Source organism: Xanthomonas pisi DSM 18956 (assembly GCF_001010415.1).
GTDB lineage: Bacteria > Pseudomonadota > Gammaproteobacteria > Xanthomonadales > Xanthomonadaceae > Xanthomonas > Xanthomonas pisi.
The window spans coordinates 1-14780 of record NZ_JPLE01000049.1 but is presented as its reverse complement, the minus strand read 5'-3'; the positions used below and the strand labels follow the sequence as shown (position 1 = coordinate 14780).

10 protein-coding genes and 1 pseudogene are annotated in these 14780 nt (G+C 65.5%); 3 read left to right on the top strand and 8 right to left on the bottom strand.

What is annotated here, in order from left to right:
* Window positions 1-20: 20 nt before the first annotated feature.
* Window positions 21-2492 carry a membrane-bound PQQ-dependent dehydrogenase, glucose/quinate/shikimate family gene (locus tag Y887_RS12275; protein ID WP_046964606.1) on the top strand — a complete coding sequence of 824 codons (2472 nt, stop codon included), beginning with the start codon at window positions 21-23 and terminating at the stop codon, window positions 2490-2492.
* A gap of 172 nt (window positions 2493-2664) precedes the next feature.
* On the opposite strand, the gene Y887_RS12270 is transcribed toward Y887_RS12275, so the two are convergent.
* From Y887_RS12270 to hutI, 7 genes are all read right to left on the bottom strand, one after another.
* The gene (locus Y887_RS12270) at window positions 2665-3393 is read right to left on the bottom strand and encodes a hypothetical protein (protein WP_046964605.1); all 729 of its coding nucleotides are present in this window, start codon (window positions 3391-3393) and stop codon (window positions 2665-2667) included.
* A gap of 125 nt (window positions 3394-3518) precedes the next feature.
* Window positions 3519-4613 (bottom strand): acyltransferase family protein, encoded by a 1095-nt coding sequence (locus Y887_RS12265; protein ID WP_046964604.1) that lies wholly within the window; start codon window positions 4611-4613, stop codon window positions 3519-3521.
* 228 nt (window positions 4614-4841) lie between these two features.
* On the bottom strand, window positions 4842-5972 hold the full coding sequence (locus Y887_RS12260) for an acyltransferase family protein (protein WP_046964603.1): 1131 nt from the start codon (window positions 5970-5972) through the stop codon (window positions 4842-4844).
* 337 nt (window positions 5973-6309) lie between these two features.
* Window positions 6310-7977, bottom strand: coding sequence for a urocanate hydratase (gene hutU / locus Y887_RS12255; RefSeq protein ID WP_046964602.1), 1668 nt, complete (start codon window positions 7975-7977; stop codon window positions 6310-6312).
* Between the two features lie 16 nt (window positions 7978-7993).
* Window positions 7994-8851, bottom strand: a complete 858-nt coding sequence (gene hutG, locus Y887_RS12250; RefSeq protein ID WP_046964601.1) for an N-formylglutamate deformylase — start codon at window positions 8849-8851, stop codon at window positions 7994-7996.
* A gap of 166 nt (window positions 8852-9017) precedes the next feature.
* Window positions 9018-10559 (bottom strand): histidine ammonia-lyase, encoded by a 1542-nt coding sequence (gene hutH / locus Y887_RS12245; protein WP_046964600.1) that lies wholly within the window; start codon window positions 10557-10559, stop codon window positions 9018-9020.
* Between the two features lie 17 nt (window positions 10560-10576).
* Complete coding sequence (gene hutI, locus Y887_RS12240) at window positions 10577-11782, bottom strand: imidazolonepropionase (protein ID WP_046964599.1); 1206 nt, start codon at window positions 11780-11782, stop codon at window positions 10577-10579.
* A gap of 60 nt (window positions 11783-11842) precedes the next feature.
* Here hutI and Y887_RS12235 point away from each other — a divergent pair, with 60 nt between their 5' ends.
* Both Y887_RS12235 and hutC read left to right on the top strand, forming a co-directional pair.
* Window positions 11843-13213 carry a formimidoylglutamate deiminase gene (locus Y887_RS12235; protein ID WP_046964598.1) on the top strand — a complete coding sequence of 457 codons (1371 nt, stop codon included), beginning with the start codon at window positions 11843-11845 and terminating at the stop codon, window positions 13211-13213.
* A 42-nt stretch (window positions 13214-13255) separates the two neighbouring features.
* Window positions 13256-13993, top strand: coding sequence for a histidine utilization transcriptional repressor HutC (gene hutC, locus Y887_RS12230; RefSeq protein WP_046964597.1), 738 nt, complete (start codon window positions 13256-13258; stop codon window positions 13991-13993).
* 368 nt (window positions 13994-14361) lie between these two features.
* Here the strand turns inward: hutC and Y887_RS21350 are convergent.
* Window positions 14362-14780: pseudogene (locus Y887_RS21350) on the bottom strand (restriction endonuclease); the annotation flags it as partial.

The following is a 14780-nucleotide window of genomic DNA, read 5'->3' as shown; positions in this document are numbered from 1 at the left end:
GAGTCGAAGAGGAACAACTGATGACGAATGTGGATCGTCCTTCCGGTCGCGGCCATTGGGCGCTCGCGATCCTGGGAGGCGTGATTGCCGTACTGGGTGCGGCGTTGCTGGCCGGTGGCGTGTGGTTGGCCGCGCTGGGTGGCTCCTGGTACTACGCACCGGCAGGTGCGGCGATGCTGATTTCAGGCGTGTTGCTGTTGCGTGGCCGCAATGCGGGCGCGTGGTGGTTTGCAGCGGTGGTGGCCGGCTCGCTGCTCTGGACATGGTGGGAGTCGGGCAGCGATTACTGGCGCTGGGTACCGCGCCTGGGGCTGATCGTCGGACTGGCGTTGGTGCTTGCGCTGCTGTTGCCCAAGCTGCAACGCCCGGTATCGCGCGCGGTGTCGCGCAGCGTGGCAAGTGTGCTGGCGGCAGTGTTTGTGGTCGCGTTTGCGCTTGCGTTCATGCCGCATGGGGTGACCGAGGCCGATGGCGCGCCGGCTCATGCTGCAGGGATGGTCGGTGGCCTGATCAATGGCGATGCACCGGCAGCGTCTGCAACGACCGATGTGCAACCGGCCAACGCGCCCGCCGATGGCGATTGGGCCGCATACGGGCGTAGCCAGGCAGGTCAGCGCTATTCGCCGCTGCAGCAGATCAACCGCGACAACGTCGCACAGCTGGAGCAAGCGTGGGTCTTCCACAGCGGTGATCTGCCAGGCAAGCGCTGGGGCGCGGAAACCACGCCGTTGAAGGTGGGCGACAGCCTGTACCTGTGTACGGCGCGCAACCAGGTGATTGCGCTGGATGCGTCCAGCGGCAAGCAGCGCTGGCGCTACGACCCCAAGGTCAAGGACGAGGCGATTCCATATACCGCCGCGTGCCGTGGCGTGTCGTATTACGAGGTGCCGGCCGCGGCCACGTCTGGCGCTGCCGAGACCGCAAGCGCTGATTCGGCGCTGTGCCGCACGCGCGTGATCGAAGGCACGCTGGATGGACGACTGATCGCGCTGGATGCACGCAATGGTCAGCTGTGCCCGGACTTCGGCAGCAATGGGCAGGTGGACATCACGGTGGGCATGGGCGCCACGCCGCCTGGCTATGTGTCGATCAATTCGCCGCCGGCGATCGTGCGCGGAGTGGTCGTCACCGGTCATCAGGTGCTCGATGGTCAGAAACGCTACGAGCCGTCCGGCGTGATCGAAGGTTTCGATGCGGTGACCGGAACGTTGCGCTGGGCCTGGGACATGACGCATCCGGACTGGAATGGCGCGCCGCCGCCGGGCCAGAGCTGGACGCGTGGCACGCCGAACATGTGGACCACCGCCGCGGCCGACGAACAGCTGGGCTATGTGTACCTGCCGATGGGCAACTCCACCGCCGATTACTGGAGCAGCTCGCGCACGCCGCAGGAGAATCGCTACGCCACCTCGCTGGTGGCGCTGGATGTCACCACCGGCAAGCCGGTGTGGAATTTCCAGACCACGCATATCGATGCCTGGGACTACGACCTGGGTTCGCAGCCGAGCCTGATCGACTTCCCCAAGGACGGCGTCAACGTGCCGGCGGTCTTGCTGCCGAGCAAGCAGGGCGAGCTGTATGTGCTGGATCGACGCACCGGCAAGCCGCTGGTTGGCGTGGAAGAGCGCGCGGTGCCCCCCGGTGGCGTCGAGCCGCAGATGCGCGCAAAGACCCAGCCGTTTTCGCTGTATCACACGTTGCGCAAGCCGGATCTGACCGAACGCGATATGTGGGGCATGACCCCGATCGACCAATTGGTGTGCCGTATCCAGTTCCGCAAGGCCAGCTACAAGGGCATCTACACGCCACCGGAAGCCGACCGGCATTCGATCGAATACCCCGGTTACAACGGCGGCTCCGATTGGGGCAGCGTGGCGGTGGATCCGCGTCGCGGCGTGATCGTGGCCAACTACAACGACATGCCGAACTACAACCTGCTGGTACCGCGTGCCAAGGCCGACAAGCTGGGCTGGGCGCCGCGCGACCAGGTGCGCGGCGATGCAGGTGGCGCAGAGGGCGCGGGCGACCCGCAGGCCGGCACGCCGTATGCGATCAACGTCAACGCCGGCTGGCGGCTGCCGTTTACCAAGCTGTTGTGCAAGGAACCGCCGTATGGCGGCATCCGCGCCATCGATCTGGCCAGCGGCAAGACGCTGTGGGACCGCCCGTTCGGCAGTGCGCGCGGCAATGGCCCGTTCGGCATCCGCTCCGGCCTGCCGATCGAGATCGGTACCCCCAACAACGGTGGCTCGGTGGTCACTGCGGGCGGGCTGATCTTCATCGCCGCAGCCACCGACGACCTGATCCGCGCCATCGACCTGTCGACAGGCAAGGAGCTCTGGCACGCCAGCTTGCCGGCAGGCGGGCAGGCCAACCCGATGGTGTACTCCTATGGCGGCCGCGAATATCTGGTGATCATGGCCGGCGGCCACCACTTCATGGAAACCCCGGCAGGCGACGCGTTGATCGCCTATGCCTTACCGCAACATTAGTGCTGGACGCACAGACAAAAACGCGCCGATAACGGCGCGTTTTTGTTGCGCCAGCGAAGCGCGGCTTGAAGGCCATCCATCCATGCGCACGCGTTGACTGCACGGTTAGCGGCACACACGCTCTTACGATTCCCGATTCCCGATTCCCGATTCCCGATTCCCGATTCCCGATTCACTGCGCCACTGCCACCGCATCGTCCTGCACTGCGTCCTGCACATCCTGCGCCAGCGTCGCCTTGACGATGATCGAGCGGATGGCGTCGGTGGCCTCCGACAACGGCACGTCGCTGCTCAGGCGCTGGAAGGTGTCGCGGCTGTTGTAGCCGGAGCCGTCCTTCAGATAGTGCTCGTACATCGAGAGCAAATCCTGGCACGCGGTGATCAATGCGGCGATATTGCCGCGTACCAACGCATGGCCGATCTGGTCGAAACTGTGCAGGCAGTCGGCCAGCCAATGCAGGTCGTAGCGTGCGGTGCTGGGCTCGGGCGCAGTGTGACCGCGGCTATAGGCGCTGTAGCGGCGCAGGCTGCGGGCGACGCGCGCCACATGGGCAAACAGCGTTCCGATCTCGTTGGCGATATCCAGCTGTTGCACCATGACCATCGGGATCACTTGCTCGGGCGCGTCCGCGCCCTGCTGTTCAACGGCGCTTTGTTCGTGCTGCTCCAGCGACTGCTTGAGCACGGTGTAACTGCGCTGCAGCGATTCCAGCTCCAGCGTCGTGGCTGCGGCGCGCGCCTTGAGCTGCGACAGCGCCGCCTGATAGCGCGCAAGACTGTCCTGGGTGCTGGCGTGCTGCCCGTACTCGGCGTTGAGCTGGCGCCCACGCACGTACGCCAGCCCCGTGGCGATGAGCGCCCAGAGTGCGAAAGCAGGCACCAGGTAGATCAGGATGCCCATGGAGGCTCCTCGGAACGATGCATGTATTGTCGGCCTGTGACCGCCACTCTTGAGGGGAATCATCGGGCAGCGGCCAATGCGCATTCTTATGCGATGCACCGGCCTCGTTGCAGGTGAGGCACAGCTCAGTGCAGCGGGTCGGCAACCGGTATGGAAGTTGCTGCAATGGCGGGCGCATGCACGGCCAGGGTGGCTGGTGGCTGGCGCAACAGTCGCGTTCCCAGACGACGCAGCAAGGTGTTGGCCGGCACTTCGAGCAATCTGTACATCAACCACGCGGCGGCCACGATCGCCAGCAGTACCGGTAGTGCCAGCATCGGCTGCAGGGGGCGGTTACCGAGCAGGGAGAGCGCGACGTATATCAGTGGCACATTCAGCAGATACATCGAAAAGCTGCAGTCCCCGCAGATGCGGATGATGCGATTGCCCAGCAAGAGTGTGCTCAGTCGCGTATCGAATGAAAACAGGAAGACAAAGAGTCCTGCGAATCCGGCGGTTTCCAGATCCAGGTAGAGCTCGCGCGCAGTACCCAGTTCGAGCGTGATCACGCCGCTGAAGACCAGCAGGACCAAGGCGGCGGCTGCCGCCTGCACGCAGGTCAAGGCCGTCATGCCTGTCGTGGCGGTCACCTGGCTACGGACCAGTCCCAGCAACACGCCGGAGAAAAAGTAATGGATCTTTGAGCCCACAAAGGTGCCGGGCAATTGGGCGCGATAAGTGACCAGAACAACCACGAGCGCCAGCGCCACGATCAGCAACGCGGCGTTGCCCTTGATGCGCAAGGCATGCAGGGACATCCATAACCCGATGAAGATTGCATAGAACTGCACTTCCGGCGGGATACTCCAAAGCGCAGAGACATTGCCCGAGAACAGCAGATGCCGCAGCAGGTTGCTGTTGTCGATGGAATAGACGAAATGCGGGTCGATCAGCGAGTAAATGAAATACGAGAAGATGACGATCGTCAGATAGGCAGGTGCAATGCGCGCGAATCTGGAGATTGCATAACGGCTGATCGCGCGGCGGCTTGGATCCTTGTCGCCATATAAAAAGGCCATCAGGAACCCGCTCAGGGTAAAAAACACCATGACACCGATTTCGCCAAGATGCAGGCCGCTACCGACAAAAAAGCCTTTTTCGCCTAGGTGATCGTAGACAACCAGCAACGCAGCCAGCCCGCGAATGCCGGTCAGCGAGTCGATACGTTTTTCCTGATCCATTCAAGCCCTGCTCCGTCCATCTGCTGGCAGCACGTGTCGCGCCTTTTGACGGCGGCAGTCATGTTGCTGAAAGACAGGAATCCCCATGAGTCCTGTCCCGGACGCAAGCGTACCTGACAGTACTGTCATGGAAAAGAGGCCCGGCGTGCACTGGCTGGCGGTGTCGCGCTCCGTCAGTCGCTGACCGTAGCAGGTGGGACGTATCGGTTTGACAACTGGACTTACCCGCTAGGCCTGCTCAGATGGAAGTGCCGGTCCGGCTTGTGGGGCCTGGATGAGGGTGGGTCCCACGCTTTCCATGGTCTTCGGCACGATCGGTATCGCTGCAGCGACTGGCGGCCGCAGCAGCAAACGCGTGCCCAGCCGGCGCAGCAGTGTGTTACCCGGCATTTCGACCAGGCGATACATGGCCCATGCCGCAGCAACGGTGACCGTGATGATCGGTAGCGCCAGGGCTGGCCTGGGTGGCATGCCATCCATCACCGCCAGCGCGGCATAGATGATCGGAATGTTCAGCAGGTACATCGAAAAGCTGCATTCGCCGCTGAGCATCATGAAGCGGTTGCCGAGCAGGCGCTTGCTGAGGCCGGTATCGAAGGAGAACAGGAAGACGAAGATGCCGGCGAAGCCGGCGGTTTCCAGAGTGAGGTAGAGCTCGCGCTTGGAGCCGAGGTCGACATCGATGACGCCCGCAATCACCGCCAGCACCAGTCCGATGACGAGGGCTTGCAGGACGGCGAGGGTGGTCATGTCCACACTGGCGCCTACCCGGGTGCGCACCAGCCCGAATACCACCCCGGCGAGGAAGTAGTGGATCTTTGAACCGATGAAGGTCCCGGGTAGCTGTGCCCGATAGGCGATGAGCATCAGGATGGTGCCGAGCACCGCGACCAGCAGAGTGACATTGCTGTTGGTACGGAAGGCGCCCAACGCAAACCAGATGCCCACAAAGATGACGTAGAACTGCACCTCGGGCGGAATACTCCAGAGCGCCGACACGTTTCCGGAGAACAGCAGGTGGCGCAGCAGGTTGTCGTGGCTGATGGCATAGACGAACTGCGGATCGATCAGGTTGTAAATGAGATAGGACGCCAGCACGACAGTCAGATAGGCCGGCGCAATCCGGGAGAATCTGGAGATGGCGTAGCGTGCTACCGAGGGATAATTGGCTTCTTTCTCTCCGTAGAGAAATGCCATCAAGAAACCGCTCAGGGTGAAAAACACCATGACACCCATCTCGCCAGGAAACAGATGGGTATCTGTGAAGAATTTTTCTTCGGCCAGATGTGCGTAGACGACTAGCAGTGCAGCAAGGCCGCGAATGCCGGTCAACGAATCGATGCGCTGTTCCTGCTGCATGAGGGGGCTCTCAGGATGATCGATACGAAAGGTCGCGCCTGCTTGAGGTGCGACTTCGTCTATGCGCGCGTGTTCAAACCAGAATGGTCAGCTGCCTCCCCTAAGGCCATCTGACGCCGCACCAGCTTACTCGATCGGCAGATTCCGCAGCATCGGTTCACGTTGCAATATCCAAAGCCGTGACCGGCATCACCCTACGTGCAGGCTCGGCCGCAGACGCATACTGAATTCGTGGAAACTGACGGAAATAAACGCGCCAGGCGACCGCTACTTGATGCACGACATGACTGCTGCCGGATTATTTATCCGGCATGTCGTGAAAGTTTCCAAGCGAGTTTCAGGAAAGAATCGCCGGCAAATCCAGCCCTTTCTCGCGCGCGCAATCGGTTGCGATCGCATAGCCGGCATCGGCATGGCGCATCACACCGGTCGCCGGGTCGTTCCAGAGCACGCGTTCGATCCGCTTGTCGGCCGCTTCGCTGCCGTCGCAGACGATGACCATGCCGGCGTGTTGCGAGAAGCCCATGCCGACGCCACCACCGTGGTGCAGCGAGACCCAGGTGGCGCCGCTGGCGGTATTGAGCAGGGCGTTGAGCAGCGGCCAGTCGGAGACCGCATCGGAGCCGTCGGCCATGGCTTCGGTTTCGCGGTTCGGCGAGGCGACGCTGCCCGAATCCAGATGGTCGCGGCCGATCACGACCGGTGCTTTCAACTCACCGCTGCGCACCATCGCGTTGAAGGCCAGGCCGAGCCGGTGGCGATCGCCCAGGCCGACCCAGCAGATGCGCGCGGGCAGTCCCTGGAAGGCGATCTTTTCGCCGGCCATGTCCAGCCAGCGGTGCAGGTGCGCATCGTCGGGAATCAATTCCTTGACCTTGGCATCGGTCTTGGCGATGTCTTCCGGATCGCCGCTCAGCGCCACCCAGCGGAACGGGCCGATGCCGCGACAGAACAGCGGGCGGATATAGGCCGGCACGAAACCGGGAAAGTCGAACGCGTCGGACACCCCTTGCTCCAGCGCCATCTGGCGCAGGTTGTTGCCGTAGTCCACGGTGGGCACGCCGAGCGCATGGAAAGTGAGCATCGCGCGGATATGGTTGGCCATTGTCTCGCGCGCGGCGGCTTCTACGTCCTTGGGCGCGCTGACGCGCCTTGCGTCCCACTCTTTCACGCTCCAGCCCTGCGGCAGATAGCCGTTGACCGGGTCGTGTGCGGAGGTCTGATCGGTCAGCAGGTCCGGCTTGATCCCGCGCAGCAGCAGTTCGTCGAGCACGTCGGCGACGTTGCCGAGCAGGCCGACCGACAGCGGCTTCCTGGCCGTGCACGATTCCTCGATCAGGCGCAGCGCTTCGTCCAGCGAGTCGGTCCAGGTGTCCAGATAGCCGGTGCGCAGGCGCATGTCGATGCTGGAACGCCGGCACTCCACCGCCAGGCAAGAGGCGCCGGCCATCACCGCAGCCAGCGGCTGCGCCCCACCCATGCCGCCGAGGCCGCCGGTGAACAGCCACTTGCCGGCCAGGCTGCCGCCGTAATGCTGGCGGCCCATCTCCACGAAGGTTTCGTAGGTGCCTTGCACGATGCCTTGCGCGCCGATGTAGATCCAGCTGCCGGCCGTCATCTGGCCGTACATCGCCAGACCCTTTTTATCCAGTTCGTTGAAGTGGTCCCAGTTGGCCCAGCGCGGCACCAGGTTGGAATTGGCGATCAGTACGCGCGGTGCGTCGGCATGGGTGCGGAACACGCCGACCGGCTTGCCCGATTGCACCAGCAGGGTCTGGTCGTCGTCCAGGCGGATGAGTGCGGCGACGATCGCATCGAAGGATTCCCAATCGCGCGCGGCACGGCCGATGCCGCCATACACCACCAGTTCCTGCGGGCGCTCTGCCACGTCCGGGTCCAGATTGTTCATCAACATGCGCAGCGGTGCTTCGGTGAGCCAGCTCCTGGCGGTGAGCGTGGTGCCGGTGGCGGCGCGGATGACGCGGGTTGCATCGTGACGGGTCATGCCAGGTTCCTTGCAATCAACGGTTGGCCGCGTGCGGCGCGGTGTCGGAGAGGGGCGCATTGGCGAACTGCAGGCAGGCCAGCAGCACGTGTCGCAGCACTGCGCGTAACGCGACGGCGTGCACCGGCTGCCACGGCGTGGGCCAGTTGTCCTGGGTGATGGTGTCCGGCTCGCGCATGTAGCCGCGGCAGGCCAGTTCCATCTGCAGCGTGTGCACGCCCTGATCGGGTTGCGCGTAGTGACGGGTGATCCAGCCGCCCTTGAAACGCCCATTGCGCACGGTGCTGGAGCCGCTGCTGCGACACAGCTGTTCTACGGCGTCGGCCAGCGCGGGATCGCAGCTGCGATCGTCGTTGCTGCCGATGTTGAACTGGGGCAACTCACCGTCGAACAGGTGCGGGATGACCGAGCGGATCGAGTGCGCGTCGTACACCACGATGGTTGCGTGGTGCTGACGCAGGCGCGCGATTTCGTCGGACAGGGCGAGGTGATACGGGTCGAACCACTGCGTGCGGCGCAGATCGATCTGCGCCTGATCCGGCGCCTGCCCGTCGGCATACAGCGGCTGATTGTCGAAGGTGGTCAGCGGACACAGGCCGGTGGTGTTCTGGCCCGGATACAGCGATACGCCACTGGGGTCGCGGTTGACGTCGATGACCGAGCGCGAGATGGCAGTGCGCACCGTGGTGGCACCCATCGCCTGTGCGAAGTCGTACAACTGGTGCACCCACCAATCGGCGTCCCGGCGCGCCAGCCATGGCGACACGAACTGGTCGGCCACCGTATCGGGCAGCTCGGTGCCGGTATGCGGGACGCTGAGGAGCAATGGCGCGTCGCCGCGATGCACCTCCAGCCAGGCGGGCAGGGCGCTCATCGCTGGGCTCCGGTTGCATGCATGAAAACTGGAATGTCGTGCCGGCCAGGGAGAGCGTCGTGGGGGTGGGCGCGCAAAGCAGCCGCGTCGCGTGCAGATCCCGCGTCAGCCGCCAACGCGCAGCACGGCGCCATGGCGCTGCGCAGGTGATGTGTTACCCGCCGCGTCATGCGTGCTGCTCCACGCCCGGCAACGCGATCGCCACCGCGTCGGCCAATGCACCCGAGCGCACCAGCGCGCTGGCCGCCAGCATGTCGGGGTGAAAGTAGCGGTCGTCCTGCAGCGTGGGCACCTGCGCACGCAGCAGGGCGCGTGCGGCTTCCAGTGCGGTGCTGGAGCGCAGCGGTGCATGGAAATCGCAGCCCTGCACCGCCGCCAGTAACTCGATGCCGATCACGTGCGCGGCATTTTCCGCCATGGCCAGCAGACGTCGCGCGCCATGCGCGGCCATCGACACATGGTCTTCCTGATTGGCCGAGGTCGGGATCGAATCGACGCTGGCCGGATACGCGCGCTGCTTGTTTTCCGACACCAGGGCTGCAGCGGTCACCTGCGGAATCATGAAACCGGAATTCAGGCCCGGGCGCGGGGTGAGAAACGCCGGCAGCCCGGACAACGCCGGGTCGACCAGCATCGCGGTGCGGCGTTCGCTGATCGAGCCGATTTCGCACACCGCCATCGCCAGCATGTCGGCGGCAAAGGCCACTGGCTCGGCGTGGAAGTTGCCGCCCGACAAGGCCTCGCCGGTGTCGCTGAAGACCAACGGATTATCGGAGACACCATTGGCTTCGATCTCCAGCGTGCGCGCGGCCTGCCGCATGATGTCCAGCGCCGCGCCCATCACCTGCGGCTGGCAACGCAGGCAATACGGGTCCTGCACGCGCACATCGCCCAGGCGATGCGATTCGCGGATCGCCGAGTCGGCCATCAACGCCCGCAGCGCCGCGGCGGTTGCGATCTGCCCCGGTTGCCCGCGCAGCGCATGGATGCGCGCATCGAACGGCGTATCGGAGCCCTTGGCCGCTTCCACCGACAGCGCACCGGTCACCAGCGCGGCCTGCAACACGGTTTCGATCTCGAACAGGCCGGCCAGTGCGCAGGCAGTGGAAAATTGCGTGCCGTTGAGCAGCGCCAGGCCTTCCTTGGCGCCGAGTACGCGGGGCTGCAACTGCGCCTGCGCAAGCGCGTCGGCGGCGGGCAGGCGCTGGTCGCCGACGAAGGCTTCACCGACGCCGATCATCACCGCGGCCAGATGCGACAGCGGCGCAAGATCGCCGGAAGCACCGACCGACCCCTGGCACGGCACCACCGGGGTAATGCCCTGACGCAGCATCGCTTCCAGCAAGGCCAGGGTGCCCGGCTGCACGCCTGAAGCGCCCTGGGCAAGGCTGGTGAGCTTGAGCGCCATCATCAGTCGCACCACCGGCACCGGCGTGGGCTCGCCGACACCGGCGGCGTGCGACAACACGATATTGCGTTGCAGGGTCTGCAGGTCCTGCCGCTCGATGCGCACGCTGGCCAGCTTGCCGAAGCCGGTGTTGACGCCATAGACCGGCTCGCCGCGCGCGACGATTGCCTCCACGGTCTGCGCGCTGCGCAGCACCGCCGCCGCGCAGGCGTCATCCAATGCCACGTCAGCGCCGCGATACAACACACGCCATTGCGCCAGCGTCACCTGGCCGGGTTGCAAGACAACAGAAGCACTCATGACAACTCCACGATCGATCAGGTCGAATGCCCGCGCCAGATGCGGGCATGAAGAGGGTTGAAACCCATGCGGTAGACCAGGTCGGCCGGCGCGTCGATGTCCCAGATCGCCAGGTCGCAGTCCATGCCGGCGCGCAGCTGGCCAAGCCGTGCGCTGCGGCCGAGCGCACGCGCAGCTTCGCGGGTGAAACCGGCGATGCATTCGTCCACCGTCATGCGGAACAACGTGGCCGCCATGTTCATCGCCAGCAACGGGCTGGTCAGTGGCGAGGTGCCCGGATTGCAGTCGGTGGCCAACGCCAGTGGCACCCCGGCCGCACGCAGCGCATCGAGCGGCGGCTGCTGGGTATCGCGGGTGAAATAGAACGCGCCGGGCAGCAGCACCGCCACGGTACCGGCAGCGGCCATCGCATCGATGCCGGCCTGGTCCAGGTATTCGATGTGGTCGGCCGACAACGCGCCATGGCGCGCCGCCAGGGCTGCGCCGTGCTGGTTGCTCAGTTGCTCGGCATGGATCTTGACGCGCAAGCCGTGGGCCTGCGCAGCGACAAAAACCTGTTCGGCCTGCGCCGGCGAAAATGCCAGGTGCTCGCAGAACACGTCGACCGCCTCGGCAAGCCCCTGCGCGGCAACGGCCGGAATCATCAGCGTGCAGACCGCATCGATGTACGGCTGCGCATCGCTGCCTGGCGGCACCGCATGCGCGCCAAGAAAGGTCGGCACGACTTCGACCCGGCGCAGCGTTGCGAGTTGGCGCGCCACGCGCAGTTGTTTGGTTTCGTCCTCCAGCGTGAGCCCGTAGCCGGATTTGATTTCCAGCGTGGTCACGCCTTCGGCGAGCATGGCATCCAGGCGCGGCAGGCTGGCGGCGAGCAATGCGGCATCGTCTGCGGCGCGGGTGGCGCGCACGGTGGCCACGATGCCGCCACCGGCCGCGGCGATCTGCGCATAGCTGGCCCCGCGCAGGCGCTGTTCGAATTCGTTGGCGCGGTTGCCGGCGTACACCAGATGGGTGTGGCAATCGATCAGGCCCGGGCTGATCCAGCGCCGCTGGCAGTCGTGCGTGCTGTCTGCTTCGAGCGCGGGCGCCTGTGCCGCCGCGCCGGCATACACGATGCGGCCGTCCCGGCAGGCGATCACGCCGTCGTCCACGATGCCCAGGCCACCATCGGCGGCGTCCAGGGTCATCAGCTGCGCGTTGTGCCAGAGGACGTCGCAATGCATGGCGCAGGCTCGTGGTGTCTGATATGTATATACAATAGGGTCGTCAATCGAGGGTGTCCAGTGGCAGATCAACCGGTACAGGCGTTGTGGGCAGCGCGGGCCCTGTTGCCCAGTGGCTGGGCGGGCAGTGTCCGGATCACCCTGGACCAGGGGCGCATCGCCACGGTGCAGACCGAGGTGGCCGCGGCCGCCACCGATACCCGCGCCGAGGTGCTGGTACCGGGCCTGGGCAACCTGCACAGCCATGCGTTCCAGCGCGGCATGGCCGGGCTGACCGAAGTGGGGGGGCGCAGTGGCGACAGCTTCTGGAGCTGGCGCGAGCTGATGTATCGCTTCGTCGACCGGCTGGATCCGGACAGCCTGCAGGCGATTGCCGAGCAGGCCTATGTCGAGATGTTGGAGAGCGGCTTCACCCGCGTCGGCGAATTCCATTATCTGCACCACGCTGTCGGCGGTGCGCCCTACGCGCATGCCGGCGAGATGTCCGAGCGCATCGCCGCTGCGGCCGTCAGCACCGGGATCGGGCTGACCCTGCTGCCGGTGTTCTATGCGCATTCGGATTTCGGCGGGGCTGCGCCGAGCGCGGCGCAACGGCGCCTGATCCATGACATCGATGGGTTTGCGCGCCTGCTCGAGCACTGCAGGCTCAGCCTCAAGGCGTTGCCGGATGCGGTGCTCGGGCTGGCACCGCACAGTTTGCGTGCGGTCACGCCGCAGCAGCTGCAAGCGCTGGTGCCGCTCACCGATGGCCCGATCCACATCCATATCGCCGAGCAGCGGCGCGAAGTCGACGCCTGCCTGGCGTGGTCGGGCCAACGTCCGGTGCAATGGTTGTTGGCCAACGCACCGGTGGCGGCGCGCTGGTGTCTGGTGCACGCCACGCATGTGGACGCCAGCGAGTTGCGGGCGATCGCCGAACGTGGCGCGGTGGTCGGGCTGTGCCCGATCACCGAGGCCAATCTGGGCGACGGCTTGTTCCCGATGCAGGCATTCGCCGCCGCCGGTGGACGCTTTGGCGTGGGCTCGGATTCGAACGTGTTGATCGATGCGGCCGAAGAACTGCGCCTGCTCGAATACGGCCAACGACTGCACCGGCAGGCGCGCAATGTGCTCGCGCCTGCCGACGTCTCGAGCGGGCGCTGGTTGTACGACCAGGCGGGCGACGGTGCGGCGCAGGCGCTGGGCGTGGCACGGCACGCAATCCAGTCCGGCGCTGCGGCGGATCTGGTGGAGCTGGACACGGCCCATCCTTCCTTGCTTGCACGCAGCGACGACGCCTTGCTGGACAGCTGGTTGTTCGCCGCACGCGCCACTGCCGTGCGTCACGTCTGGCGCGGCGGGCGCCAGGTGGTGCGCGATGGTCGGCATGTGGATCGCGCGCGCATTGCCACGCGTTTTGCCGGCGTGTTGCGCACAGTGCTGGGCAATTGAGACGATGCGGGCACAATGCAGGTCTGACCGGAGACCGCAGCTTTGACCGCCACCCCCATCGCCGCACCCGGCACCTTGCATCAACGCATCCGGCAGGATCTGGAGCAACGCATTCATAGCGGCGACTGGCCGCCGGGCCATCGCATCCCGCCCGAACACGAGTTGATGACGCAGTACGGCTGCTCGCGCATGACCGTCAACAAGGTGCTCGGCCTGCTCGCCGATGCGGGCATGATCGAGCGCCGCCGCCGCACCGGTTCGTTCGTGGCCCGGCCGCATCCGCATCTGGAGCAGGTGGCGCTCTCGATCCCGGATATCGAAGTGGAAATGACCGCGCGCGGTCACCTCTACGCGTTTTCGCTGTTGTCGCGCCGGCTGCGCAACGTGCGTCAGCGCGTGCCTCAGGAACGCGCGTTGGGCAGCACCGGCAAGCTGTTGGCGCTCGACAGCGTGCATCTGGCCGACGGCAGCCCGTTTGCGCTGGAGCAGCGCGTGATCGATGTGACCACCGTGCCCGACGCCTTGGCGCAGACGTTCACCGATGTGGCGCCCGGCAGCTGGCTCTTGCGCAACGTGCCGTGGACGCGCGCCGAGCATCGCATCAGTGCGGTCAGCGTCGACGCCGCGCAGGCCAAGTGCCTGCAGGTCAACGAGGGGGCCGCATGCCTGGTGATCGACCGCCACACCTGGCGCGGCGATCAGCCGGTGACCTATGTGCGGCAACTGTTTCTGGGCGGCTCGTACGATCTGGTGGCGCGATTTGCGCCCGGCATGCGTTGAGGGGCGGGGCTGGAATGTGGGAATGGCGTCGGTAACGGTGCTGTGGACGATGTCGGCGTGATCGCCATCGACCTGCCGCAGGCAGGGTCACCTGAGCGGGTCAGCGGCTGCAATCACGCCGCACATCGAACGCGCACTCCCCAAGAGGCGTCGCTCGGCCAATGCGTGTATCCCGACATCAGGCTGACAGCGGGGTGTGACTCCGGACTGCAGGCAGCCAGCCGGTCCATCTGCAGCAGGGGATCGCCGGCGCGCCGCCGATCGTGCATACGACTGCCGTCTCGATCCATCGAGTCCATATCAAACCGCCGGCGCTCAATGGCACGACGCAATCTGTCAGATCGTCCCCCACGATAGGGCATACCCGCTCAGATCGTGGTGCATTGCCGCCAGCGCACCGGCTCGTCCACACCGGGGCGGGGATTGAGCTGCACGCGGACCGTGCGCAGGTAGGGATAGCGTTCGAGCTGCTGGCAGATCAATGGCCAGGCCGCGCTGTCTTCCACGGTGCGATCCACCGCCAGCGTTGCCTGGGTGATCCAGATGCCACGCACCAAGCCCGGCGTTTGCGCCAGCGTCTTGGACACCTCGCGGCGATAGCCTTGCAGCGTTGCGTCGTCCGGCTCTGCCGACGTTGCCGGCGGTGGGCTGGCGGCCGTTGTCGACGCTGCGCCGGGCGCAGCCTGCGGGGCGTTCACCGGGGAAGTGGCCGCCGATGGCGTGCGTGGTGCCGCAGCCGCCGGTGCACGCGGAGCGGCCACGGTCTGCGCCGGTGCCGGGGCGGGCT